Genomic DNA, 23,834 nt, shown 5'->3' with positions numbered 1-23,834 from the left:
AGGCTCCTACAACAGAATGTCGGCAGACTTGCCGAGCAGCCAGATAACGGCAACCAGCAGCACCACACCCACCACCACAATGGCCCCGAATTTGGTCCAGGTGGCTTTCTCATTGCGGACTTCGGTGAAGGTGTGCAGGGCGGCAATGGCAACGTTGATAAAGGCAACGGCCGCCACGACCAGCCCCCCGATAACAATGCCGTCCTGCAGGTAGCCCTTGATTTGTCCCGACAGCCCGCTTCCGCCTCCGGACTCAGGCGCTTCAACGCTTGGCAAATCCGCAAAGGCCGGTTTGCAGGTGAGCCAGCCCAGCAGGGCAAGCGTACCGGCGCGGGTCAGCGTACGACTGCCGAAACGGCGCAGGCGGGCAACAACAGACTCAGAATGGTGCATGGGATTCATCTCCTGACTTAACGTTTTGAATGAGTTAACTGGCAAACATCCAGATACACACAAGCAACAGCAGCACGGTGCGGACGGCAAAACGCCCCAGGGCCGCGTCACGCACTTTGGTGTTACTCCAGCCGGTCCAGACATCCGACAGCGCCCACGCGGCCCATAAAAAAAGAAACGCCAGCAGTGCCCCGATGCAGAGCAGATGAAGGATGTTCACATCAAGACTGCCGGAGCCGGCTTTAAACGCGTTCGTTTGTTCGGATGTCATGGGCATCAGGGCCGCTCCCGCCGGTAATTACCGGCCACAAAAGACGGGTCACGCGGTTGCGCGCGGGAGGGCTCCAGATAGCGGTCAATGCCGCTGCGGATGGTGTTGAGATCGGATGTGGCCTGACGGTAATCAAAGAAAAAGCGGCCACGGTCAGCCGGGTCGGCCTGTGCAACCGCCACGCGGGCCCGTTCAAGCGACGCCTGAACCTGGTCCAGCTGACGCTGAACAGACGCAAGCTCGTCTTTCTCGGATGCCTGTGCAGCAGCTGATGCCAGAAAGGTCAGCAATACCAGGCCAGTGATGCCCGGGACACGACGGTTGCGCCGCATGGCCGGACGATGTGAGTTCATACGCACCTCCAGAAGGATTAAGGGGTGCGGACAGGATGCGGAAGAGGGAGCGTCGGGTCAGCGATAAACCCTAAACAGGAATTTCAAAATTAATTGCAGGTCTGTGCCGGTGGCAGGTTTAGCTGTAAATAAAGGTTCATTGTGATATTAAGAAAACTCAACGGTAAACAGAGGGAAAATGAAAATGATGAAGACTGTTCTGAAGGCCACGTTAATCACTGCACTGATTACCGGCCCTGTTCTTGCGGCCGACGGTACTGGCAAAGTCCAACTTTCAGACCTGCATTTCGCCACAGCAGCAAATGGTTTGCAGCAAATTGAAGGCACGGGAACAAACGTGTCAGGTGGGCCTGTGAAGACTGTAATTGTCAAATTCAACTTGCTTCAGAATGGGGCAGTAATAGGAAATACGGCAGCGATGGCTGAAAATCTGGAGCCGGGTCAGCAATGGAAGCTACAGGCCCCCTACGACAGCATAACCAACAAGCCAGACAGCTTCAAAGTGACAGAACTGACGGTATTTAATAACTGACACTGACGCGCCAGTAACGGTCGTTTCATGGCTTGTCTGCTGACGGCAGGCGCGCAAAACAAGTTTTGCACGCCTCCGTCCAGCCCTGATTTAAAGATACTTCTTGAACGACGCAGTGGTCACCGTTACGGCGATCCCCAGCAGAACAGCCGCCGGCAACAACAGCAGATTGGGGTAGACTGCCGTGGGCCAGGAAAGGTACAGCATGGCGGGCACCACAGCGGCCGGTTTGACCAGCTTCTTGGCATGATGATAGACAAACGAACTTTCATACCCCGCGCCGTACCGCCGCAGATCACGCCGCCCCAGCCCCTCAACCAGCGCCACCACCACGACCAGCACAAACAACGGCACGGACAGCACCAGGATGGTGACGCGTACCAGGGTGATAATGCTGATCCATACCGTGGCCAGCAGGTATTCACGCAGGTAGCCGGCAAGCCAGCCGCTCCAGCTGTTGATTTCCCGGGTGACGGCATTGTCACTGTGCATCTGGTGTGCATACTGCTGCCGGACCCAGTCCAGGAAGCCACTGTCCACAAAGGCCCACTGATAGGCGGTGCTCACCCAGCGCACAACCGTCACCGATGGTTCAGACAGCAGCAGGCTGCGGGTGAACTCTGTGGACAGCCACCCCAGCTCGGTGTTCATGACCGCTTCACTGTGCGCCGCCCCGGCTTCCGGCCAGAAGAAGGCGATGCCGATATATTCAATCAGCAGGCTCAGCAGCAGCGAGGACAGCACCACGCCCACCAGGGCCCATGGCCAGCCCCAGAGCAGATTATACAGAATGCCGTGCTTGCGTTCCGGCAGCGTCTGCTGCTGTGGGGGACGTTTTACCTCAGCCATTCGCCCCTCCTGTGACCGGCACGTTCAGGGCCGGACCGTCCCGCCACCAGGATTCGCCGCTGTGATAGCTGCGCCGCATCTCCTCCGCTATTTTCTCAATACTTTCCGGCATCAGCACATCATCAGCATCCCCGGCAGGCAGCGGCATGCGGATTTTCCACAGTTGCCCGCCTTCCAGCAGGGCAAACGCCTGCCCTTTTGGCAGCGTCACGATATCGGCCGGCTCCAGCAGCGGGACTTTTACCGTCCCGACGCGGTCCTGGGTGCTTGAGGTGAAGTCCTGGTCTGCATTGACATCCGCCGTGTCCTGGTGCCCGGAGACCAGCGTTTTGGTGTAAATCTCCACCTGCGGCAGCTGCGTGGTCAGCAGCTCGGCGGTGCGGTTCTCCCTGACGCGCAGCATAATCAGGTTGTTAAAGTTACCCTGTACCTGGGCCGTCTTGGCCGCATTCCCGATGCGTGCCTCAATATCAGAAGACGTCTGGGTATAGGCTGTCACCTGCATGCCGGCACCGCCCCCTTTGTTGATGAGAGGAATAAACTCATCCCCCATCAGCTCGTTAAACTCATCGCAGTGCAGGTTAATCAGGGACTTCCCTTCTTTCCCGCCCGGCAGGCCAGCATTGATACCGTGTTTATAAATGTGCCCGGCCACACTCACCAGATCGGCGAACATGGAGTTACCGACCGCGCTCGCCACTTCACTGTCACTGAGCGCATCGAGCCCCACATACACCACGGCTTTTTTACGGATGATCTGTTCCCAGTCAAAAATCGGCCGCGTGTCGTCAATGTCCTGATAATCCGGCGACAGCAGCTCGGCGGTCTTGCCGGTGGTCAGTTTTTCCAGCAGCGGCAGCAGCGACGCCACGATTTTGTCAAAGTAAGTACGGTCATAACGTACCGCTGACCGCAGCCCGTCAAGGATGGGATCATAGAGTTTTTTACCCTCTTCTGAACTCAGGGCAACCTCAATGGCCCAGATACGTAAGGCATCCGGCTGACCCTGCATGTTACGGGGCACGTCGTCCTCTCCCAGCACCTGCTGATTATTCTCAATCTGCGTCTGCAGAGCCGGCAGCTGCGCCTGGATGATTTTTTCCGCATAGCGGATATAGAGATCGGCGATATTGTTCACGTAGCGCATGATCAGCGTGTAGTCAGGGCGCTCACCCAGGGCGACCAGCGCACGGGCGATGATGTTGACGAACCGCCAGGCAAATTCGCGGAATGCCGCGCTGTTCCCCTCACCCGACAGCTGACCGGCCACGCGGGACGCCACCTCTGACACGCGACCAAAACGCCCGACGGCATTATAACGGGCTGAAATTTCAGGCCAGCCAAGATGAAAAATATACAGCTCGTCCCCGCGTCCGGCCCGGTGGGCCTCTGCCCAGACGCGTTTCATCAGGTCTGCGTCGCCTTTCGGATCAAACACGATGGTGACTTCACCCCGCCGGATATCCTGGGTGACTAGCAGCTCTGCCAGCCGGGTCTTCCCGACGCGCGTGGTGCCGTACACCACCGTATGGCCAACGCGCTCCCCCAGAGCCAGGGTGACGTCTTTTTCGTCGGGCTCGATGCCGTGCAGCGCCGGATTGCCGCCCACCGGTGGTAACGGCCGCACCGGGTTCAGCGGCGTATCGGCACTCAGCAGCTTACCCAGCCAGGGCAGACGGTGCTCTGTCATCATTTCGAGCTGACGCGCCCCCAGGTAAAAGCGGTTTGGCTGCAGGTAACGGGCCACTTCAGGGCGCAGCGTATCCTGCAGCCGCTGGGTGTGTTTTTGCGTCCAGCGGAACCCCCGGCCTAGAAACAGGCGACGATGACTGACGGGGATCTGTTTAGTACTCATGACATAGCGCGTCAGGCGGCGGAGATTCCGGCGGTAGCGAATAATCTTCATCCCCTGATGCGTGCGGGTGACGGCCAGCGCCGCAAACCCGGCTGCGGTGACATAGCTGACAGTCGGAGCCAGAGCGACAGCCCAGGGTGCCTGCACACAGACATACGCCGCCATGCCCGATACCACGGCGGTATTCAGCTCAACGGCCGGACGCAGCAGGGCCTCAATGACGTAACGGTTACTCATCGTCTGCCTCCTTTATAATTTTACCGTCGGCCATACGGATATACGTTCCCCTCCCGGCACCGGCTTCCCTGCAGGAAAGGGAGTGGTAACGCAGGGCATCCGCCAGTAAGCGCCAGAGCACATACAGAACATTCGACAGGATGAAAAAAATGATCCATACGGCCCGCAATGACAGCAGGTAATTGTTCGCCGCGGTTTCTGTGGAGACGGCAGTGACGGTACAGGCTGCCGGCTTTGCCTCAGGCGGAGCCGCATTATCAGGCACCGGGCATTCCTCCCACATGTAATGTCCGGGCGGCGCGGTGCGCCATGCCGTTGCCTCCTTCTGCAACTGGTCGTTCAGGTCACTGACCGGATGGCCGAAAACAAGCCAGGCGAGCAGGCAGACACCGCCGAAAGCGGCAGGCACGAAAACGGCATGACGGAATAAACAGAACACAAGCCACAAAGCGTAGCGCAGGCTGTTCAGGATGATGTGCATAAAAGATTCCTCAGAGATACTGCCGGACGTCCTGCCCGGCGAGAATGGCCAGCAGGCGTTGCCCGCTGATGATGCGCAGGCGCGGTGACGCCATATGAAGGGTGCGGCTCATTTTTCCGGTACGGCCCGTGTGGATAAAGAGCCCCCGGCGGCCGGAGTGCAGGAGAAGTCGGTCGAAGTCCTCAACATGTGCGGGGGAAACAGCACGACTGTACCGTTTGGCCTGGATAAGCCAGTGCTCGCCGTCGATGATGACCTGGCCATCAAGGCCGCCGTCACCGCTGTAGGAGGCATTGCGCACCACGGTTAGCCCCTGACGTTCAAAGGCAGACAGCAACAGCTCTTCAAAGACATAGGGGCTGATTTTGCGCAGATAGGTCAGACGCTGCCCGTCTCCCGGCAGGAGGGTCAGTTTATTCAGTACCCGCCCCGCCGTTGCCCGGTATCGCCGGTGACGGCGGGTGCTGGCTTTCTCACGCCAGCGCAGGTTCAGAAAGGCCATCACCACCAGGAAAAGGACTATCAGTATGACCGCCCCATAAGGGTGTGCCATCAGCAGACCGTTGATATCTGGCGTGCTCATTACGGCTTAAACTGCTGCGTCAGGCCGGTATCGGTGATGAGTACCGGATAATGCTCAATCTGCAGGCGACGGGCCAGCTCGCTGCCGGAAGCCGGGGCCAGGCTGACACCGGGTGCCAGTTCGCGCAGCTCGCGCACGGTATCCATGTCTGTGACGTTGACTATCATCCCGGCCGCATGCTGTTCAGCCAGCGCGCCGGCATTGGCTTTCAGCCATTCACGGGACAGAGCATCATCCCCGATCAGAAACAACGCCCCGATGCCGGGCAACTGCAGCGGCCGGTCTGCTGTATTCCCCGGGCTCAGTTCAGGTGTGTTAACGGGTAACATACCCGCCATCCCGTCAGCCAGCGGAACACCGTGGTCCGGCTGGCGTGAAGGCTGTACGTCACTGACGCCGGGCATGCCGGGCTGTTTATTAACGGCCTCAAAATACGGCGCAGCATCTTCACCGCCCAGATCAGCAATCACATTCAGTTCAGCATGGCCGGTCAGGGGAAGGAGGGTAAACAGCAGTAAGGACAGCGTTTTCATCAGGGTTATCTCCCGGGTTCAGTCCAGACGAAGCCTGGATCGGGGGTGAGCGCAGCAACCGAGCGGGGCGCTTCAGCTGCCGGCGCAGAAATGCGGGGTGCAGGGCTGATTTTTGCCAGATGCCCTCTCACAATGGCGCGGTAACGTGCAGCAGGCTGACCACCTGCGGGATGGTGGTAGCAGCCGGCCGCATCCAGCCAGCTGCCTGGCTTACGCGCCCAGCACTCACGCAGAATGGTGGCGGCGGCGTTCAGGTTGGTGTAAGGGTCAAACGCATCCCACGTCGAGGCAAAATGATGACCGTTCCAGCCCAGATTGACCTGGGCAATACCGACATCGATGCGCTTAAGCGGGTGACTCTTCATAAAGACCTGCAGCGCCTGCCAGGCCTGCAGGCGCGTCTCATAGCGATACCCTTTGCCTGCCACATTGATGGTCCAGGGCCATGGCCGTATTCCGCGGGGAAGTTTGCGCGAAGACTCGCTCAGTGATACCGAGTAAAGCGCTTCGGGGGGCACGCCGTGCGCCATGGCCACGCGGACGTAACCCTCCGGCACCGTCTGGTCAGCATGGCCGTCAGGGACGGCCGCCATCAGTAAGCCCAGCGCCAGTGCGCCGGTCAGAATGCTGCGATTGCCCATTTACCGTCTCCCGCCTGCTGCAGTAAAACCGGCATCAGGCCGTTACCAAAGCGCATCCACCGGCCGCCGTCGTGGTTAAGCGTGATCTGGCGCTTGCGGACCTTTTCCACGGGAATGTGATGGTCCCGCGCCCAGCTGCGAAGCGCATCATCACTGCCCTGGCTGTCGACCAGATAGATGTCCACCGGCCGGTTGTCAGCCAGCACGGCAGACAGTTTCGCGTCGCAGGTTGCGCAGTCTTTTGACCTGACGAACAGCGCCAGCCGGCCGCCACTGTCGTGCGCCACGCCGGAGGCGTTCCCCATATTGACCGGCAGTGTGCCCGGATACAGGCGCTGCCAGGCCGCGTTCACCTCACGCTGGAAATCAAGCTCTTTCTGGGTGCGGGCAAACTCTTCCTTCACCCACTTTTCAGCAAACTTACGGCGCTCTGCCGGCGTCTGCGCCTCGATACCGAGGGTGGAAAGCGGATCGAGACCCGGCGACTGGGTACCCCGGGGTCCCTTCATCAGCTGCTGATAACGCTGATAATCGTCGGCACTGAGTCCCCACTGACCGGCCTGCTGCTGCAGGTTTTGCTGTGCGGAGTCCGCCCGTTGTGTTGATTCCTGTCGGCTGACATCCATCTGTCCTGATGTGGTCGCGGCCAGGGTCAGGGGACTCAGCAGCATGGCGGCTAAAAAGGTATGTTTCAGTTTCATCATTCGCTCCGTTATTCTGCTCTGAGCACGGTCTGGCGGCCGTTAACCCGAAACGTCGCCTCACCATAACCGGCACTGACCAGCGTCCAGCCGGACACGGTTTCACCCTCTCCGACCAGGGCCACCTGCGACAGGTTGCTGTAGCCCCGGGGCGCGATGGCAGCCCAGGACTCTGCCCCCCGCTTCTCCACTCCCGTCAGCACAAAAGGCGCAGTGCGGGCCACGCGAAGGGATGGAGCAGAACGACGTGTGTCAGCGGGACGGGGCTTTTTTGCAGCAGGCTCGTTTTTTTTTACCGGTGAGGCGACAGGTGCGGCGGGTGCGGGTGCCGGCTGTGATTTCAGCGCTGTCAGCTGCTCAGTCAGCGCACTCAGGCGGGTTTCCAGCCCCTGCTGGGCGTCCTGAAGGGTTCGCAATGACTGACGCACGGCGTCGTCGCTGCCGGCCTGTTTCGCTGCTGCGCTCAGCTCCTGCTGCATCTCGCCAAGTTTTTTCCGGGTATCCTGCAGGCCGGTTTTGAGCGTGGTCACATCTGACTGCAGGGCCGCGACTGTCTCAACAGTGGCCGCTGTACTGCCCTGAGATTCAAGGCGTGCAAGGCGTTCATCAAGGTTCGATATGCCCAGACTGAAGGCGGTGTAGCCCAGCGCCAGAATGCCGGCCAGCGCCACACCGCTGGCAGCGCCCCAGATGAGGCGGCGGCGGGGACGCCAGCTGAATCTTTTACGGGCCGGAGCGGGGTCAGTATGGAATGGTTGCTGTTCGCTCATTTTCTCAGAAACCCTCCGCTGACAGGTTTAACGGGTACTGACTGAGGGGCGCTGATGGCCGGTTGTGACACGGCGGACGGCGCAGGCGTGGACCAGGTGCTGACCGGCGGCGGAAGCTGGGAGACCGGCAGCTGGTAGCCGTCGCGCAGGCTGTGGCAGACCACACGCTGTACATCATCCACCTCAAGCTGCCAGGCCGGACCGGCCAGGACCTGCAGGGCAGTACGCAGGCGCATCGGGCCCAGCTGGTACTGGACGGCCGGCAATGCCTGGCGGTAAAGCACGCCGTTGGCGGAGCCGGTCGCGCACAGGGAATAACCGGACTGGCGCAGGGCGTAACGCAGCGCATCCGCCACAGTAGGATGCAGGGATGACGGGATGCGAATATCAATAATTTGCGAGAGAGGGTCACGCTGGGCCGCCTGCGGATCGGTACTGACCAGCAGATAACGATCGTAGCGCACCACTTCCGGCGTCCGCGCATACTCGTCCGGAGAGACCGGCTGAACGTTGCGGGTGACGGTGGTGCCGGGTGTCGGGTCCGCAGGCTCACGTTGCTGCAACTTTTGCGGCTGGGAAACACAGCCCGCAAGGAGCAGCAGGGGAAGAACAGTGGCAAGCCTGCCTGGTGAAAATATGTTGTGAGAGGTGTTACGTTTCATCCGGAATTTTCCTGTACAGTGATAAAACAGCCCTCACTGTGCGGAATCAGTCCGGTTTCACTCAATTAACAACTGATTTTCCGTTGATGAAAAAAAACGCCGGCAAAAGCCAGCGTTTTTCACTAATAGCGCGCTGTCAGGCTACTTTATGGGGACGATGGGTCACATCGCCGCGGCCTTCAAGCAACCCCGCAATAGAAATGTCTTCGTCCAGCGCGTCCCAGTGGATACCACGGGGACTCAGTTCATAGCTGTTAAGCTGTTCAGTTGAAGCATGCAACAGGCGTGGAAACCATGCCAGCGGCACACCGATGGTACGGGCGTCGTTGAGTTCAACCCACATCGTGGCCTCATCGAAGCTGACCCGTTTAGCTGAAATAGTCATTCCAGGCCTCCAGAAACAATGCTTGGTTATCTTCAACGATCCCCGTCAGTTCTTTTAATACCCGTGAATTAAACCCATCGTTACTGGCCAGAGCCACTGATGGCGTTAACCAGAATTTGGCTTCACTACCTGCTTTCATTACGTGAATGTGTGCAGGTTCGAGCGGGTTACCTTCATTAGAATAAAAAAAGAACCGGAAACCGTTGATCCTCAGTATAACAGGCATGTCAGTTATCCTTAAATGCTGACCGGATTATGTGTAAGTTCAGAGCAACTGCCATAAAGGCTGTTCAGAGTGCATGGATTGCCGATTTTGGTACTCCATACCCGAATCCAATGAACGGTATATCGTCATCGAAGTCCATCGGTGGCGCACCGGCACTGCTGCCGGAAGCCTGGCCACTGTGAGTCGGTCCGGAAGGTTGCTGAGGCTGGCCCCAGTCATTCCGGGAAGACGTATTCTGACCGCTGCCGGACTGGCGACCGCCAAGCATCTGCATGGTGCCACCAATGTTTACCACCACCTCTGTGATGTATTTCTCCTGGCCAGACTGATCGGTCCATTTGCGTGTGCGCAGCTGGCCCTCGATGTAAACCTGGGAGCCTTTGCGCAGATATTCACCCGCAATTTCTGCCAGCTTGCCGAAAATAACCACCCGGTGCCATTCGGTCACTTCTTTCTGTTCACCGGACTGCTTATCACGCCAGCTCTCAGACGTGGCCAGAGAAAGGGTGGCAACTGCACTGCCATTGGGAATATAACGCACTTCAGGATCCTGGCCGAGATTACCGACAAGAATCACCTTGTTAACGCCGCGTGAGGACATAATCATTTCTCCTGTAAAGAATAAAGAAACACCCCGCGAACGGGGTGTGTCAGGTGCGCATCAGAATGAGTTTTCTGCGTAGTTTTGTTGTGCGGCAGAGCCATTCTGCGGCGGCACGGAGTCAGATTTTTCAGTCTTGTAGACCATGTCCTGGCCTATTTTGATCCAGTCCACCTTTATCAGGCGGGCTTTCAGACTGACACGCTGTTCGCCGGCATGCTCGCCCTTGTTCAGCGTAAATATGTCCGTGGACGGATTACTCAGGTTAAAGCCCAGCAGGACTTTTTTGTCTTCATCGACGGCTTTCTGGCAGCGGGCGATAAGGCTGGTAGCCTCTTTACCTGCGACAGAAATGTCAAAACGGACGTAGGCCGGATTGTCAGTCGGACCGCTCAGTGCATTGATTACGCAGCTGAGGAACGAGCCATTCTGATGGTTAACCTGGCGGATGTTGCTGAGATACCCGATGCCTTTAATAGTCAGGTTGAAGTACTCAGATTTTGCAGATGCAGAAGTATTGTTTGCAGACATGATGTTTTCTCCATGGAGGTAAAAATAGGTACGACGGAGAAACCATCTGCCCTGACGGGAGTGGTTTCCCGTCGGGGGTCAGGATCGGTTGAATCCTGAGAGTCTGGTATGTTGAAGGAACCTTCATCGCCGCGTCGTAATGCGCTTGTACAGGCGATATCTGCTTTCAAAGGTGCGCAGATGTACCAAAGTTTGCTCCCTTTCAGGTTACAGGAGCTTTCGCTGTAGCCACCCGAAGGCGATTCTCACAGGCTACTGAATCATTGGTGGTCGTATGAACGACGGTTTAGCACTTTTATAATTAAACCGTCCTCCCTGAATGTCAACGGTCAAAATGGAAAACGTGATCCGTAAAAATAAAAGGGCACCGTTTCCGGTGCCCTGGGGTCAGTGCCTTAACCTGCGGTCGTCTCATCTGTCTCCGGGGAATAATCCCGACGCGGTTTTCACGGAGTGCATGCGTCTTACAGGTCAGTTAGTGTGCAATAACTTCCTGCCAGGCCTGCTGGGGGTAAATCCCGTTAAAGTTTACCTTACAGCACCGTGGCCAGCGGGGCACCTATGCATCAAAGCCTGGCAACAATAGCAGAACCCGGCCCGGGGTTGTACAGTGAAATAGTTCAATACTGCGCGGATTATTCTGTTTTAGCCTTAACCGATGTTTTTTTACGCTTCGCTGCTTTCTTCTTACCTGTACTGATAATTCCCTCACAGTCCGGATAGCGTATGCACCCCCCAAAATCACCATTTTTACCTTTACGTTTACGCGGGGGTCCTTTGCATAACGGGCAGGGAGGCGTGACGGGAGCAGTAATTTTCACACTGTCCTGGCGGCCTTTTTCGACAAGGTGACGGGTCCACTGCAGCTGCTTTTGCATAAAGACCGCAAGCGACATTTTCCCCTGCGAAATATCATCCAGTGCCTGCTCCCATAATGCGGTCATGCCCGGGCTCGTCAGCGTTTCCGGCAGGGCCGCAATCAGCTCCCGGGCCATCTGCGTTGAGTGGATGTGCTTCCCTTTTTTCTCCAGATAGTGTCGTTTGAAGAGGGTTTCAAGCACGGCCGCACGCGTCGCCTCTGTGCCCAGACCGGCGTTATCACGCAGCACTTTCTTCAGCTTCGGGTCACTGACGAAACTGGCCGCGTTCTTCATGGCAGCAATCAGCGTCCCCTCCGTGAACGGTTTGGGCGGACTGGTTTTCATATCCTTAACCTCAGAACCGGTGACAGCGCAAATATCCCCTTTTGCCAGCGCCGGCAGCGCCATACTGTCACCGTCGACGTCCTCTTCATCGTCATCTTTTTCAGCCAGGAACAATGACTTCCAGCCCGTCACCACACCGACTTTCCCGCGTGTACGGAACAGCTGTCCACCGATATTGAAAGAGGCCTCCGTCACGTCAGATTCCTGCAGCGGAAGGAACTGGGCGAAATAATGCTGGCGAATCAGCTGGTAGACCTTCAGCTCATCGGCGCTGAGGCGTGACAAATCAAATGCCTGTCGGGTGGGAATGATGGCATGGTGCGCGGTGATTTTTTTGTCATTCCAGACACGCGAGACAAACTGCCTGTCCAGCTGATTCAGTACCGGGGCCACAGCCGGATCGGATTTCGCCACTGCCGCCAGCACGTCGGATATTTCCTGCTGCATGGAAGTTGGCAGAAAACCGCAGTCTGTACGGGGGTAGGTGGTCGCTTTGTGGGTTTCGTAAAGTGACTGAGCAATGGCGAGCACATCATTTGCGCCCATGCCGAATTTTCGGGAACAGACCTGCTGAAGGGTGCCCAGGTCAAAACAGAGGGGTGCCGCCGTTTTCTCCCGCTTCTGTGTCACCTCCAGTACCGCAGCCCTGCCCTGCTGCTGACACAGCTGTCCCACCGCCCGGGCAGCCTGAGGATTGATGCAACGCTTTTCCTCATCACAGTACTGCTCAACGGGCACCCAGCCAGCCCGGAACCGGACGCCCTCTTTTTCAATAAGCGCATGTACCTGCCACCAGGGCTTTGGCACGAAGGACGTAATTTCATTATCCCGGTTAACCACCATGGCAAGCGTCGGCGTCTGTACCCGCCCGACGGACAGCACTTCTGACACCCCTGAGTCACGGGCCTTGAGAGTATAAAGGCGGGTCAGGTTCATACCGATGAGCCAGTCAGCCTGGCTCCGGCCCTTGCCGGCATCGTACAGCAGGGCTGTTTTTTCTCCGGGAAGAATATTGCCCAGTGCTTCCTTCACACTGGCCTCATCCAGGGCTGACAACCAGAGCCGGCGTACCGCGCCACTGTAGCGGCAGTATTCCAGCAGCTCACGCGCGATCACCTCGCCCTCGCGGTCGGCATCGGTGGCGATGACCACCTCAGAGGCCTTTTTGAGCAGCTTACTGATAACAGTGAACTGCGATTTTGTCTGCTCCTTGACGACCATTTTCCAGGCCTCAGGCAGCACAGGCAGAACATCGGCACGCCACGGCCTGCCATACTGCTCGCCATAGGCTTCAGGGCTGGCAGTTTCGAGTAAATGGCCGACCGCCCAGGTCACAACGATGTTACCGCCGCTGATAAATCCCTGCTCACGCTTGCTGATGCCCAGCACGCGGGCAATATCCTTTGCCTGGGAGGGTTTTTCACACAGAAAGAGTTGCATGTGTTGCCTCCCGCATCAGCTTTTTTCACCCGCCGCAACAGCGCGGACATCATTCATCAGTTTCGTGACGCCGGACCGGGCCAGGCGCTGTGATGATGATGAGCGATAGACAACATAGAGCCTGCTGCCGGACCCGTTTTTTTCGATTTCGATATCCAGGTGATCACGTCCGTTCCAGTCGGAGCCCATTTTGTAGTAGCTGCCCGGCATGGCGTCCCAGACGGGATGCGCATCATCTTCAGCCGCCGCTTTCCAGTCCCCGTCATTTGCTGCCTGGCGCATGGACTCAAGCTCCTGCGTGGAAATGAATTTATAGTGCCGCTTTAAGCGGGCCGCTGCCGTATCCACATCGACCGGCACGGAGAACGTTTTATCGACGGACTGCATGGCCTGTTGCCCTGCCGGGCTCATCAGCGGCATCCCGCCACTTTCTCCGCTGCTGTTGCCGCCCAACGTTTTTGTCAGGTTTGCGGCTGTGTCACTGACCTGTTTATTAATCGCAGCCCAGTCCGTTGTTGCGCATCCGCTCAGTAAAAAGAAGGAGGTGAGGAGGAACACAGGACGAATCATATTATTCCTCCTCTGCTATGTTGTTTTTAAGCGGAGGTGAGAACGAAGAGCGTTTTTTACCGCTTAACACATCCGGATCAGGTTCGCCATTTCGCTCAATGGCAACAAGCCCTTGCGTGGTTTTTTCTGCAATATCACGGCGAGTCACTGCAAGTGTTCGGTAAGGCTGAATCACGCCATAGACCTGACGAACAGCATGGCCACCATTGTCCAGGATAGTGTCACGTTGCGAACGCGAAATCAGCCCGTAATGAAAAGCCTGGAAAGCTTTCATTGCTAACTGATCATATCCAACCAGAAGCCATACGCACCGGTATCCTAACGGTGAACGGCTGAAAACGCTGACATTTAACGGATCGGCTGATTCAACTTCCGAGAGCGTTACCCCTTTGGGTACGGCTGACAATATGGCATCCAGTGAACTGAAGTTTTCATTAATTTTAAGTGTTGCTCGTTGCAGGGCTTCTTCGAGCCGTACCAGAGCCATATCGGCATAGGGATTATCTGCCGCTGAGTCTCGGGAAGCATTACCAGCTCGCGCAATGGCTTGCGGCATGCTGATTATTTCAGGCCTCTTTTTTTTCACCCCTGTATCGTCCGGAGCATCACGTTTCCTGCCCTCCCAAAGCCGGATTGCATAATGTGTATGGAGCAGGATATTAACAGAGGACTGTAGGGCCCCCGCTCGTGAAGCGGTCGTTCCGCCCTTTGTTTTACCATCAGACATGTCTAACGCCTCTCTTTAGTGGGTAATGAGTTTTGACACGCTTGAGATAGTCCGGGCGAGAGGGGTATATGAACAACTTAAAATCAGATCGTCACCATTACAAATTTGCAGGACCTTCATCTCTTTTATGGCGAAGAAATATTGCCTGGCTTTTAAGCACTGTTGCCACTGGCAACAGTGCTTACTTTTTAGTCAGTGTTGCCACTGGCAACAGCGCTCACTTTTTAGCCAGCATTTTTGCTGACAAAAGTGCAAGACTTCATGCGCCGCTGCCTGTAAAAATCTGCAATCTCATGAATTTATGATTTTTTCCCGAATTTTCTTCACCAGATCCCTGATATTTTCCTCCGATACCGGGCGGGCAGAGGCGCGTGGTTCGGGTTTCCATTGTTGCTGTTCGGGACGCTGAACTGTTTTTTGCCCGACACTGTCAGATATATCGCCACCCTGACGGGGCGCGTATAACCTGCCCTCACGCGCTTTCTTCATCACGGCCAGCAACCAGCCTACCGGGTTGCTGAGCTGCTGGCGTGCCATCACCTTTTGCAGGCTGAGCAGCACAAGTTGTGCCTGCTCCTCAGGCAACGCCTGCAGCTGTGCGGTCAGCATGGCAATATCTTCTGCCGGAACAAGTTCATGCAGACTGTCGGGAAGCACAGGTTTACCCGGTACGTACGTATTTTTATTCACACTGTGTGTGATACTACGTACGTAATGGTTCGGTTTCCGAACCCGGCCATAACTGACTGTTTTTACTGGCAGTACGGATTCCGAACTTAGTGAGTTGTTATGCCTTTCTGGACTGAGTTCGGTATCCGAACCCTGTTTTTTAGCGGCGATTCCTGGCCGTTTATGACTGAGTTCGGTTTCCGAACCCGGTGCGGGACAGGGTATTCGGTGATGATGTTTCGCCATCTGGCTGGGCGTCTGTGGGCGGTCCAGACGCGATTCGATCAGCGCAAGATGGCTGCGATAATGGCGCATGGTGGGGTCGTTTTTTATATCGTCGAGCACTTCGCGGGCGGTCTGGCTGATAGTCCGGTTTTTACTCAGGCAGGCATCCGCCACCGTATCAAGGAAGCGGGGGTCGAGCATTTCCGCATCGCTGAACGTCAGGGGCTCATCGTGCTGAGCATAGATATTCCCCCGCACCCGCCCTTTATCATCCCGCACGCGTTTACAGAGGCTGAGCCAGCCGGTTATTCGCAGCATAAGCAGGACGCGGCTTACCGTTTCCCTTGAGGCTTTCCCCTTTCCGGGTGAGGCAAGCTGCAGCTGCAGTTCGTCATAGCTGGGGAAAACCGCCCCCTCATTATTTTGTGCATACAGCCGGATCATCATCCAGCCCATCTTGTCCAGTGGTGACAACCGCGTGTCGAGCAACAGCCGGCGGGGAATGGAATCATGCACATTTCCAGTAAACAGCAGGCCGTTACGTATCCTGCCATCATCCCGCCGGGGACTGGCCGCAAGGCGGGCATTCATTTTATCCAGCGTATAAGCAATCAGGCTTTCTGCAGGCAGACTCATTATTTTTCCTTTTCGGCCGCCATCACGGCCGTTCTGAACTGTCAGTATGCTTAGTACTGCACCCGCGTACGGGTGCAGGGTAAACAGGCTGTCATGCTGCTATTTCCGTATGGCGCTGTTATAGCGTTCGTGGCTGAGAAGAAGCCATGTCCGGCCTTCGTTGCGACTCAGCAGACGCCAGAACGGGCCGAGATCGATTTTGTAGTAACCGCAGCCTTTCTCATCGAGCCGGGTGTAATTACGCGCCCCCTGCCGGAAACGGCGAACCTGACGTAACGCCTTTTGACAGCATTGCGGCGGCGTACCATGGGGAGCCCGCAGGCCCGGCGCAACCATTCTGTATTTCATGCCGTCTTCCTTACCGGCGTTCGGGCCGGAGAAGGCTGCCGGGTCTTGTGCCAGCCGCGGACGGCATGCCAGACCGACGTCAGCGAGACGTTCATCTGTTCTGCAGCCAGCATCATTACGTCCAGCCCGTCAGCACTTTCCGCGTCTTCAACGCCGGACTTTTGCCACTGACGCCACAGGGCGGCGTTTTCCTCATCACCCAGTGCGTTACCGCGCCCCGGCCGGACATCGATACCGGCAATGCGACGGCGGGCCGCCACGTCCGTACTGGAGAGCCCGAAGTAATTGGCCATCAGTTCAATGGAGCCGCCCAGCGCCAGCGCCCGATCGATACGCTGGAGTCGTTTCTGTTCCGTCCGGGCCTGCTGTAGCATGCGCACCAGATTGCCGTGATTGATGCCCACACTGATGATCGACACCTCACTGCCGGAAAGGTAGTGAAGCTCTTCGAGCGAGAGCCCCTGCAGCATCTGCATTTCCTCGCGGTTCAGTCCCAGCGATTCGCAGCGGCGGAGATAGCCACTTCTGAGATCCATAACCAGCTGCATCAATAATCCGTTTGCAGCCTGAGATAAACTGTTCATCATTCCCCCTTAATCCTGACGGTAACCAATGGCTGCCGGACCCCGGCCGCTGACACCCTGATGAAGACGGGCATTTTGTCCGGCTTCATACCCCTGATAACGTGCTGTATCCGCCCCGCGGCAGGCTTTCAGTTCACGGGTTGTGACTGTTTTCATACTGCGGCTTTCCAGCCAGTGACTCATCACCTGCTGCTCCTCGCTGCTGATGTCAGTTGCCGATATCACCTCACGCACCCCACATACCCAGCCGTCACGGAACTGCTCCGCTCTCGCCCGGCGTGTGGCCAGTTTCAGCCGCTTACTCTGGGTTTTGAGATAAGAATTTGTGGCATCTTTCAGCTGGCGCGTCAGCACATCAAAGGCATAGGCTGCTATCTCAGGTTTTTCACTGAATCCGTAAAAGGTTACCGAACGGCGATACCCGGCAGAGGTCTGACGCCATGAGTAATAAGCCTGGCAGCCAAAGGCATGACAGACGCCCCGGACAAGGGTCACCATCCATTCCGGAACTTTTTCAGCATCCGAAGGGGCCGTGCGGGAAGACGCTTCGCGCACGGATGTAAGGCCGGCATCAAGCTCGCTGATACCGTATCTGGCCATCAGCTTCTGGGCACGCTGCAGGGCCAGTCCTGCCTCATGGGCATTACTGTTGCTGCGGCCCAGCTTCAGCAGTTTCCTGACAAGATTCAGCAGTCGCAACTGTCGCTGTGAGTTATTCATCACTGTTATCCTCCCCGTACTTCAGACCGCGTTGCAGCTCCCGGAGACGGCGCATAACGCGCATCAGGCGGAGCAGTTTCAGAGCATCTTCATCTGTCAGGGCAGGTGCTTCCCCCTCACCCGGGCCGCCGGTGAAAAGCTCCGGCAGACCACACACCCCTGCCGCCGGATGCAGCACAGGCGCTTCGCCGGTCAGGCCCAGCAGAAATGCGGCGGCTTCAGAACACACCTCACCTGCCCCGACGTAACCGGCAGACATGTCCTTGTCGCGTTGAGGAAGAATTTCATCTTCGCAGCCAAGGACCTCACCCAGCTCCCATGCCAGACGAAAAGCGGTATTCTGCAGGTGTTCGATATCGTCCTGATGGGCCGGCACATGCCAGATGCTGTCATTACTCACCGGCGCGTCATCCTGCAGGACAACTTCAGGTTCTGGTGTTAAAAGAGAAAGCAGGCCATCCTCCCCATTGTCCTCTTCTCCACCATTCTCTTCTCCGTACCCATCGGAGAGGGTAACCAGCCCGCTAACATCCCCACTCTCACCTGAAATAACCGGCGCGGCACCGTACATATCTGGCTGAACCTCATGCCGAGGGGGCTCATTAATCGGTGTTTCAGAAGGAGAAGACGCATTACCCGGAACGGGCGTTACAGCCCCTCCTGAGACCTCAGGACGTGAACTGGAGACAGGTAGCGGGACGCCTTCACTCTCATCTGAGCCTGTGGTATGCAGGGCGTGATCAGCATTAACAGACTTGTTTGCGGCGGGAAAGGCAACCGTCTCCGGCTCGCCAAAGTGATGTCTGCGGTTGCGTTCTTTAGGATCGAGTTCCATCATCCAGCGGTCATAGTCCAGTTCCGGATGGGGTAACGCCTGCAGTAAATCACCAATAAATTCATCGCGAAACATCTCCAGAGACCACAGTTCCGGGGAGTTGAAACGGCCACAACACTGGCCAAAAACGTCGCTGAAGGATTTATCGCCTGTGTCTGAAATCAGGCAAAACTCATCCCACACGCGTTCCGCATCATGCCGGAGCGCCAGCAGTGACGTTATTTGTGGCCTGCCAAGCCCGGACTCAAGCAGGTCTGGGATCCACGGATAAAGATATTTCAGCGCATCTTCCATACGGCTGACTGTTGAGTAATGGACTGGCAAACCTTCACGGGTCAGTAGCTCTGACAACTGACGCAACGAAACCGTCTTTCCCATCTGCTCTTCATATATAGAGCGGGCTTTGTGGATCCCCTGCGCTTTTTCAATAAAACTCAGCTCCCCGCGCACTTCATTCTCTGCCAGATGGCCAATAACACACTGCAGCCGTCCCGGCCACGGCTTGAACAACACATGGACGCGGAAAAACCGGTCTTCTCCGGTTTCCTGCCACAGTTCTGACAGGATCTGATAACGTGTATTACCCCCGTCGCTGAAGATGTACATATCGGGCTCACCATCCGGGTCACGGGTGACTTTGGGCACGGTGTCCAGCCCGCGCGAACGGATGGAAGCCTTGATATCGTCATAACGCGGATTGCGTGATGTTCGCGGATTATCAGGATTCGGGCTTAACTGGTCGAGCGTCAGGACCATGGGCATTTCAGCCGCCGGCATGACGCTGATATTGCCGGCCGCCTGCGACTGGCGTCCGGGCTGCAGCATGGCAGCCCCCACATTAGAACTTTTACGGCTCATGCCTGTTTCCTCCCGCTGCGGTAACCGAAGTCATAGCTGCCTTCCTGAAACTCCGAAAAGAGGGTGTAACGCCCGTCAAATTTGACTTTTACCGTGCCGGTTGGCCCCTGCCGCTGCTTGCCGACAATGATCTCAGCCACCCCGGCATCAGGGGTGCCGGGGTTATAAACCTCATCCCGGTAAATAAACATGATGAGGTCCGCATCCTGCTCCAGCGCACCGGAGTCACGCAGGTCACCATTATTGGGGCGTTTATCGGCCCGCTGCTCCACCAGGCGGTTGAGCTGGGAAAGCGCCAGTACCGGACAGCCCAGCTCTTTACCGAGCGCCTTAAGCGAGCGGGAAATTTCCGCTATTTCCTGCGTGCGGTTTTCCTGCTCGGGGGAGCGGACAAGCTGCAGATAGTCCAGCATGATGAGAGAGGGTCTGCCGTATTTGCGGACATAGCGACGGGCGCGGGCGCGCAGTGTGGCCGGGGTCTGGTAACTGGTATCATCAATGATCAGACGGTTTTTCCACTCAATAATGCGACCGGTTGCCTCGGACACGCGAGCCCAGTCTTCATCATCCATGTTGCCGCTGCGAAGCCGGGACAGTTCCACCCGGCCTTCCATCGCCAGCAGGCGCATCATCAGCTGCTCTGAGGGCATTTCAAGACTGAACACAAAGACGTGATCGTCAGGTTTTGCGCTCACGGCCGCTGTGCAGGCGGCCATGGCCAGCGACGTTTTCCCCATGGAAGGACGGGCGGCCAGCAGGGCCAGATCGCCGGGCTGGAGACCACAGGTCATCGCGTCCAGTTCACTGAACCCTGTCGGTGTCCCGGTGAGGCCGTCACTGGCGGACATGCTTTCCAGCTGCGTCAGCAGTTTATCCAGCGCCTCGTTAACACCGGTCTCACTGTTGAGCTGCATGGCTCCCTGTTCGGCAATGTTAAACAACTTACCTTCGGCCGACTCAAGAATGCCCGCCGAGCTGGCTTTCGGGGCTTGCACATCGGAAAGAAGACTGTTACCCACAGTCATCAGCTGCCGCAGGCGGCTTTTCTCCGCCACCACCCCGGCGTATGCCAGGATATTGGCTGCAGACGGCGTGTTTTTACTCATTTCAGCCAGATAAGCAAAGCCGCCACACTGTTCAAGGTCGCCTCTGTTCTCCAGCCGTTCCGTAATAGTGATGAGATCGAGCGGTAGCCCTTCTCCGGCCAGCTCGGCCATCACGCGAAAGACCATACGGTGCGGCCGGGAAAACAAATCTTCCGGGGAGATTTGCAGTATCACCTCATCCCACCGGTCGTTATCAAGCATCAGTCCGCCCAGTACGGCCTGCTCAGCCTCATAAGAGCAGGGCATCATCATCTCAGACATGACGCACCTCCCGGGTCAGAACGTCACTGAAATGGCTCTGCCACTCGGGGAACAGTTCAGACGCGAGGTCGTGCATGGTGACGGCTGCGGCCGGACCTTTGCGGCGTGTTTTGTATTCCAGACGATGCACGGGCTGCTGCTTGACGTGCCCCAGTTTGAAAATATCCAGCGCCTCGATACGGGTATCGAGTAAACGATAAACGTCACGGTTGCCCAGCGCAGAGGCGTCGTAATGTTTTTCGTTAATGATGGCGGCAAGACCGTCCATTGCTTCACGGTCAAGCAGAGTGTTTTCGATACAGTTGACGAGAATGGAAATATCAGGAAGGCGGATACCGTAATTTTCATAGGTTTTCAGGCGGGTAAGCATATGAAGGGAGCCGCGGATAAATTCACGGACATCCGGAAGGATGGGTTTAACAACGCCCATCACATTACCGGTAGAGGAAAGGAGGGAAAGCTCGGTCATGACGCCTGTTGCGCCTTTCGAATCCACAATAATGACGTCATAACGGTTAAAGAAAGGATGCTGAAGTATGTTACGCAGGCGCAGACGGCCGTCTGCAGCGTGGAGCATCGCGGTCGGCAACAGTTCGTCCGGGTCGTTAGAGTAGATGACATCGAGATTTTTTATGGCGGTCTGCGAAATGCATTGCGTATGGTCACTGACCATCTGCATCAGCAATTCATAGAGACCGAAAGGGGATTCATGCTCCAGCGCGAAGATACTGCTGGCTGTGGGCTGGGAATAGTCTGCATCCACAAGAAGGGTGTTCAGGCCGGCATCGGCAAGAAAACCGGCAAGGTAAGCAGCAAACGTGGATTTGCCTTCTCCACCTTTGGGAGAGATAACGGGAAGTATTTTCATTTTGCACACTCTTTACAGTATGCAAATACGCCTGTTTACAAACTATTAACTTTGACTCAGGGATTGAAAATCCCCGTGTCCTTGGTTCGATTCCGAGTCCGGGCACCAAATTTATATCAACGGACCTCCACGGAGGTCCGTTTTTGCATTCTGCGCCCGCCAAAATACGCACCTCGCGAATCATCCGTTTCCACAGAACTCCATCGAATTCCACCTGCATCAAGTTTCTTGTGCGGGTACATATGAGGGTATAGTCTGATTCGATAAAATTCTGTACCCTCATCCAACATCAGGAGCATAGCTATGGCACTGACTGACGCTAAAATCCGCGCAGCCAAACCGGATGAAAAACCTTATAAGCTGGCCGACAGCGGCAACATGTTTTTGCTCGTTCACCCTAATGGCTCCCGCTACTGGCGATTGCGCTATCGTCATCTCGGTAAAGAGAAAACACTGGCGCTTGGTCAGTATCCCGAAGTATCACTGTCTGAAGCGCGTGATAAACGCGATGAGGCCAGAAAACTCATATCTGACGGTATTGACCCGTGTGAACAACGGAGAGCGAAGAAAGGTGCACCGGAGGCCGTAAACACTTTTGAGCTCGTAGCCCGTCAATGGCATAAGAGCAATAAAAAATGGTCCGAAGCTCACAGCGAGAAGGTACTCAAAAGTCTTGAGTGTCACGTATTCCCCTATATAGGTTTACGCGATATCACAACGCTGAGAACACCAGATTTGCTGGTACCCGTCAAAGCGGCCGAAACCAAAGAGATATATGAGATTGCAGCCCGCCTTCAGCAACGTATCACTGCAATCATGCGCTATGCCGCCCAGTCCGGTATTATAAGTTATAACCCTGCTGTGGATATGTCCGGTGCGTTAACAACGGTGAAACGACAGCATCGCCCTGCTCTCGCCTTAAATCGCATTTCAGAGCTCCTTGAGCGACTAAATATATACAGAGGCCAGCCTCTCACCCGACTGGCAACAAAACTGACCCTGCTTATCTTCATCCGTTCAAGTGAACTCCGTTTTGCCAGATGGTCTGAGATCGACCTTGATAAAGCCATGTGGACCCTTCCCCCAGAGCGGAAACCCATTGAAGGGGTCAAATACTCGCACCGTGGCTCTAAAATGCGTACAGAACATCTGGTACCACTTTCGGTCCAGGCGCTGGATATACTGAAACAAATCCAGGCTATCAGCGGTGAACATGAGCTGATCTTTACTGGTGACCATAATCCCTGGAAACCTATGAGTGAAAATACGATCAATAACGCATTACGCCTGATGGGCTACGATACAAAGATCGATGTCTGTGGTCACGGCTTCCGGGCAATGGCTTGCAGTTCGTTGATTGAATCAGGATTATGGTCGAAAGATGCAGTGGAACGCCAGATGAGCCATCAGGAACGTAATGGCGTACGTGCGGCTTATATCCATAAAGCGGAATTTCTGGATGAGCGCAGACTGATGCTGCAATGGTGGGCTGACTTTCTTGATGCTAACCAAGAGGAAACAATTAGTCCGTTTGATTATACAAAACTCAATAACCCGATGCGGGCAAGATAAATCGTGTAGTACACAAATTACATACAGAAGGCACCTGGACTTTAACGTCCGGGTGCCTTCTTCTTTTTAACAACCGAAAAGCAGGAGATTTTATCAATGGTTACAATGTGTCCAAAATGTGGTTCTGAACGCGTTAGCGAACGTAACATTGGGAGGAAGGCTGGAGGTATTGCTGGAGGTGTGGCTGGAGCCCTTAGTGGAGCAAGCTCGGGGGCGGCAATTGGTTCTGTTGTGCCAGTTCTGGGAACTGCGACCGGGGCTGTTATTGGTGCTGTGCTGGGGAGGTTTGTGGCTGGTGCAACTACAGGAGCAGTTACCGGCTCAGCCCTTGATGGACTCCTGTTTGACAGATACGAGTGCGACGATTGTGGTCATACCTTTGACTAGAAGGCTATGAAAAATTTCATATCTTTATGATTTTAATGAATAAAAAATATCCACTACTTGCCTCATCAATTTTAATACACCACATCCCCCGCATAAACTGATCTACAAAAACGATCGATATCATTGTAATGATAGTTATAAACTATCAAAAATACATAATTGATCGCTTTTATCGATAGATATTGCAGATCAATTATTGAAATTCGATCGGTAATAACA

General features: G+C 55.9%; 29 protein-coding genes. 3 read left to right on the top strand and 26 right to left on the bottom strand.

Annotated features, from left to right (window positions below):
- Window positions 1-6: 6 nt before the first annotated feature.
- Genes HV314_RS04465 through HV314_RS04455 form a run of 3 tightly spaced genes read right to left on the bottom strand, consistent with a single transcriptional unit; the run spans window position 7 to window position 1,017 of the window.
- Entirely contained in the window at window positions 7-393 is a 387-nt protein-coding gene (locus HV314_RS04465) for a TIGR03745 family integrating conjugative element membrane protein (protein WP_016808260.1), read from the bottom strand.
- Window positions 394-427: 34 nt separating this feature from the next.
- Window positions 428-670: a TIGR03758 family integrating conjugative element protein gene (locus tag HV314_RS04460; protein WP_003029734.1), complete on the bottom strand. Its 243-nt coding sequence runs from the start codon at window positions 668-670 to the stop codon at window positions 428-430.
- Window positions 670-1,017 (bottom strand): integrative conjugative element protein, RAQPRD family, encoded by a 348-nt coding sequence (locus HV314_RS04455; protein ID WP_016808261.1) that lies wholly within the window; start codon window positions 1,015-1,017, stop codon window positions 670-672. Before HV314_RS04455 ends, HV314_RS04460 begins: the two co-directional genes overlap by 1 nt.
- A gap of 184 nt (window positions 1,018-1,201) precedes the next feature.
- On the opposite strand from HV314_RS04455, the gene HV314_RS04450 reads away from it, so the two are divergent.
- Entirely contained in the window at window positions 1,202-1,549 is a 348-nt protein-coding gene (locus HV314_RS04450; RefSeq protein ID WP_016808262.1) for an FxLYD domain-containing protein, read from the top strand.
- 90 nt (window positions 1,550-1,639) lie between these two features.
- Here HV314_RS04450 and HV314_RS04445 read toward each other — a convergent pair whose 3' ends face one another.
- From HV314_RS04445 to HV314_RS04370, 16 genes are all read right to left on the bottom strand, one after another.
- Entirely contained in the window at window positions 1,640-2,398 is a 759-nt protein-coding gene (locus HV314_RS04445; protein WP_006785966.1) for a TIGR03747 family integrating conjugative element membrane protein, read from the bottom strand.
- A complete protein-coding gene (gene traD, locus HV314_RS04440) occupies window positions 2,391-4,490 on the bottom strand; it encodes a type IV conjugative transfer system coupling protein TraD (protein WP_016808263.1) in 2,100 nt (699 codons plus the stop codon). The genes HV314_RS04445 and traD overlap by 8 nt, the downstream gene beginning before the upstream one ends.
- Window positions 4,483-4,971 carry a hypothetical protein gene (locus tag HV314_RS04435; protein WP_016808264.1) on the bottom strand — a complete coding sequence of 163 codons (489 nt, stop codon included), beginning with the start codon at window positions 4,969-4,971 and terminating at the stop codon, window positions 4,483-4,485. The genes traD and HV314_RS04435 overlap by 8 nt, the downstream gene beginning before the upstream one ends.
- Before the next feature lie 10 nt (window positions 4,972-4,981).
- On the bottom strand, window positions 4,982-5,554 hold the full coding sequence (locus HV314_RS04430; RefSeq protein ID WP_017145109.1) for a restriction endonuclease: 573 nt from the start codon (window positions 5,552-5,554) through the stop codon (window positions 4,982-4,984).
- A complete protein-coding gene (locus tag HV314_RS04425) occupies window positions 5,554-6,087 on the bottom strand; it encodes an integrating conjugative element protein (protein WP_016807967.1) in 534 nt (177 codons plus the stop codon). The genes HV314_RS04430 and HV314_RS04425 overlap by 1 nt, the downstream gene beginning before the upstream one ends.
- 5 nt (window positions 6,088-6,092) lie before the next feature.
- Window positions 6,093-6,728, bottom strand: coding sequence for a transglycosylase SLT domain-containing protein (locus tag HV314_RS04420; protein WP_088221852.1), 636 nt, complete (start codon window positions 6,726-6,728; stop codon window positions 6,093-6,095).
- The gene (locus HV314_RS04415) at window positions 6,707-7,429 is read right to left on the bottom strand and encodes a TIGR03759 family integrating conjugative element protein (protein WP_016807969.1); all 723 of its coding nucleotides are present in this window, start codon (window positions 7,427-7,429) and stop codon (window positions 6,707-6,709) included. The genes HV314_RS04420 and HV314_RS04415 overlap by 22 nt, the downstream gene beginning before the upstream one ends.
- Before the next feature lie 11 nt (window positions 7,430-7,440).
- Window positions 7,441-8,199, bottom strand: coding sequence for a hypothetical protein (locus HV314_RS04410; RefSeq protein ID WP_016807970.1), 759 nt, complete (start codon window positions 8,197-8,199; stop codon window positions 7,441-7,443).
- Window positions 8,196-8,861 (bottom strand): PFGI-1 class ICE element type IV pilus protein PilL2, encoded by a 666-nt coding sequence (pilL2, locus tag HV314_RS04405; RefSeq protein ID WP_016807971.1) that lies wholly within the window; start codon window positions 8,859-8,861, stop codon window positions 8,196-8,198. The genes HV314_RS04410 and pilL2 overlap by 4 nt, the downstream gene beginning before the upstream one ends.
- A gap of 136 nt (window positions 8,862-8,997) precedes the next feature.
- Window positions 8,998-9,246, bottom strand: a complete 249-nt coding sequence (locus HV314_RS04400; RefSeq protein WP_004115558.1) for a DUF2442 domain-containing protein — start codon at window positions 9,244-9,246, stop codon at window positions 8,998-9,000.
- Complete coding sequence (locus tag HV314_RS04395) at window positions 9,230-9,472, bottom strand: DUF4160 domain-containing protein (RefSeq protein ID WP_016807972.1); 243 nt, start codon at window positions 9,470-9,472, stop codon at window positions 9,230-9,232. Before HV314_RS04395 ends, HV314_RS04400 begins: the two co-directional genes overlap by 17 nt.
- A 64-nt stretch (window positions 9,473-9,536) precedes the next feature.
- Window positions 9,537-10,073, bottom strand: coding sequence for a single-stranded DNA-binding protein (locus HV314_RS04390; RefSeq protein WP_016807973.1), 537 nt, complete (start codon window positions 10,071-10,073; stop codon window positions 9,537-9,539).
- Window positions 10,074-10,133: 60 nt separating this feature from the next.
- Window positions 10,134-10,604 (bottom strand): STY4534 family ICE replication protein, encoded by a 471-nt coding sequence (locus tag HV314_RS04385; RefSeq protein ID WP_016807974.1) that lies wholly within the window; start codon window positions 10,602-10,604, stop codon window positions 10,134-10,136.
- Window positions 10,605-11,239: 635 nt separating this feature from the next.
- Entirely contained in the window at window positions 11,240-13,249 is a 2,010-nt protein-coding gene (locus tag HV314_RS04380) for a DNA topoisomerase III (protein ID WP_016807975.1), read from the bottom strand.
- 15 nt (window positions 13,250-13,264) lie between these two features.
- Window positions 13,265-13,819, bottom strand: a complete 555-nt coding sequence (locus tag HV314_RS04375) for a hypothetical protein (RefSeq protein ID WP_016807976.1) — start codon at window positions 13,817-13,819, stop codon at window positions 13,265-13,267.
- 1 nt (window position 13,820) lies between these two features.
- Window positions 13,821-14,546: a PFL_4669 family integrating conjugative element protein gene (locus HV314_RS04370; protein ID WP_016807977.1), complete on the bottom strand. Its 726-nt coding sequence runs from the start codon at window positions 14,544-14,546 to the stop codon at window positions 13,821-13,823.
- Window positions 14,547-14,614: 68 nt separating this feature from the next.
- Between HV314_RS04370 and HV314_RS04365 the strand changes: the two genes are divergently transcribed.
- Window positions 14,615-14,851: a hypothetical protein gene (locus tag HV314_RS04365; protein ID WP_134892789.1), complete on the top strand. Its 237-nt coding sequence runs from the start codon at window positions 14,615-14,617 to the stop codon at window positions 14,849-14,851.
- On the opposite strand, the gene HV314_RS04360 is transcribed toward HV314_RS04365, so the two are convergent.
- The 7 genes from HV314_RS04360 to HV314_RS04330 form a co-directional block, all read right to left on the bottom strand.
- Window positions 14,838-16,076 carry an STY4528 family pathogenicity island replication protein gene (locus HV314_RS04360; RefSeq protein ID WP_016807978.1) on the bottom strand — a complete coding sequence of 413 codons (1,239 nt, stop codon included), beginning with the start codon at window positions 16,074-16,076 and terminating at the stop codon, window positions 14,838-14,840. The two genes, HV314_RS04365 and HV314_RS04360, sit on opposite strands and share 14 nt — an antisense overlap.
- A gap of 99 nt (window positions 16,077-16,175) precedes the next feature.
- Window positions 16,176-16,424, bottom strand: a complete 249-nt coding sequence (locus HV314_RS04355) for a ParE family toxin-like protein (RefSeq protein ID WP_004115572.1) — start codon at window positions 16,422-16,424, stop codon at window positions 16,176-16,178.
- Window positions 16,421-17,011, bottom strand: coding sequence for a DUF2857 domain-containing protein (locus HV314_RS04350; RefSeq protein ID WP_006777722.1), 591 nt, complete (start codon window positions 17,009-17,011; stop codon window positions 16,421-16,423). Before HV314_RS04350 ends, HV314_RS04355 begins: the two co-directional genes overlap by 4 nt.
- Before the next feature lie 6 nt (window positions 17,012-17,017).
- Window positions 17,018-17,728 carry a DUF2786 domain-containing protein gene (locus HV314_RS04345; protein WP_016807979.1) on the bottom strand — a complete coding sequence of 237 codons (711 nt, stop codon included), beginning with the start codon at window positions 17,726-17,728 and terminating at the stop codon, window positions 17,018-17,020.
- On the bottom strand, window positions 17,721-19,421 hold the full coding sequence (locus HV314_RS04340) for a ParB family protein (RefSeq protein ID WP_016807980.1): 1,701 nt from the start codon (window positions 19,419-19,421) through the stop codon (window positions 17,721-17,723). Before HV314_RS04340 ends, HV314_RS04345 begins: the two co-directional genes overlap by 8 nt.
- Complete coding sequence (gene dnaB-PI / locus HV314_RS04335) at window positions 19,418-20,788, bottom strand: SPI-7-type island replicative DNA helicase (protein ID WP_004115579.1); 1,371 nt, start codon at window positions 20,786-20,788, stop codon at window positions 19,418-19,420. Before dnaB-PI ends, HV314_RS04340 begins: the two co-directional genes overlap by 4 nt.
- A complete protein-coding gene (locus HV314_RS04330) occupies window positions 20,781-21,656 on the bottom strand; it encodes a ParA family protein (protein WP_016807981.1) in 876 nt (291 codons plus the stop codon). Before HV314_RS04330 ends, dnaB-PI begins: the two co-directional genes overlap by 8 nt.
- A 303-nt stretch (window positions 21,657-21,959) precedes the next feature.
- Between HV314_RS04330 and HV314_RS04325 the strand changes: the two genes are divergently transcribed.
- On the top strand, window positions 21,960-23,228 hold the full coding sequence (locus HV314_RS04325) for a tyrosine-type recombinase/integrase (protein WP_044346284.1): 1,269 nt from the start codon (window positions 21,960-21,962) through the stop codon (window positions 23,226-23,228).
- Window positions 23,229-23,834: the final 606 nt, after the last annotated feature.

The organism is Citrobacter sp. RHBSTW-00887, assembly GCF_013728095.1.
In the GTDB taxonomy this organism is placed as follows: Bacteria; Pseudomonadota; Gammaproteobacteria; order Enterobacterales; family Enterobacteriaceae; genus Citrobacter; species Citrobacter braakii.
The sequence above is the reverse complement of the archived record's forward strand: the minus strand, read 5'-3'. Positions and strand labels throughout refer to the sequence as shown.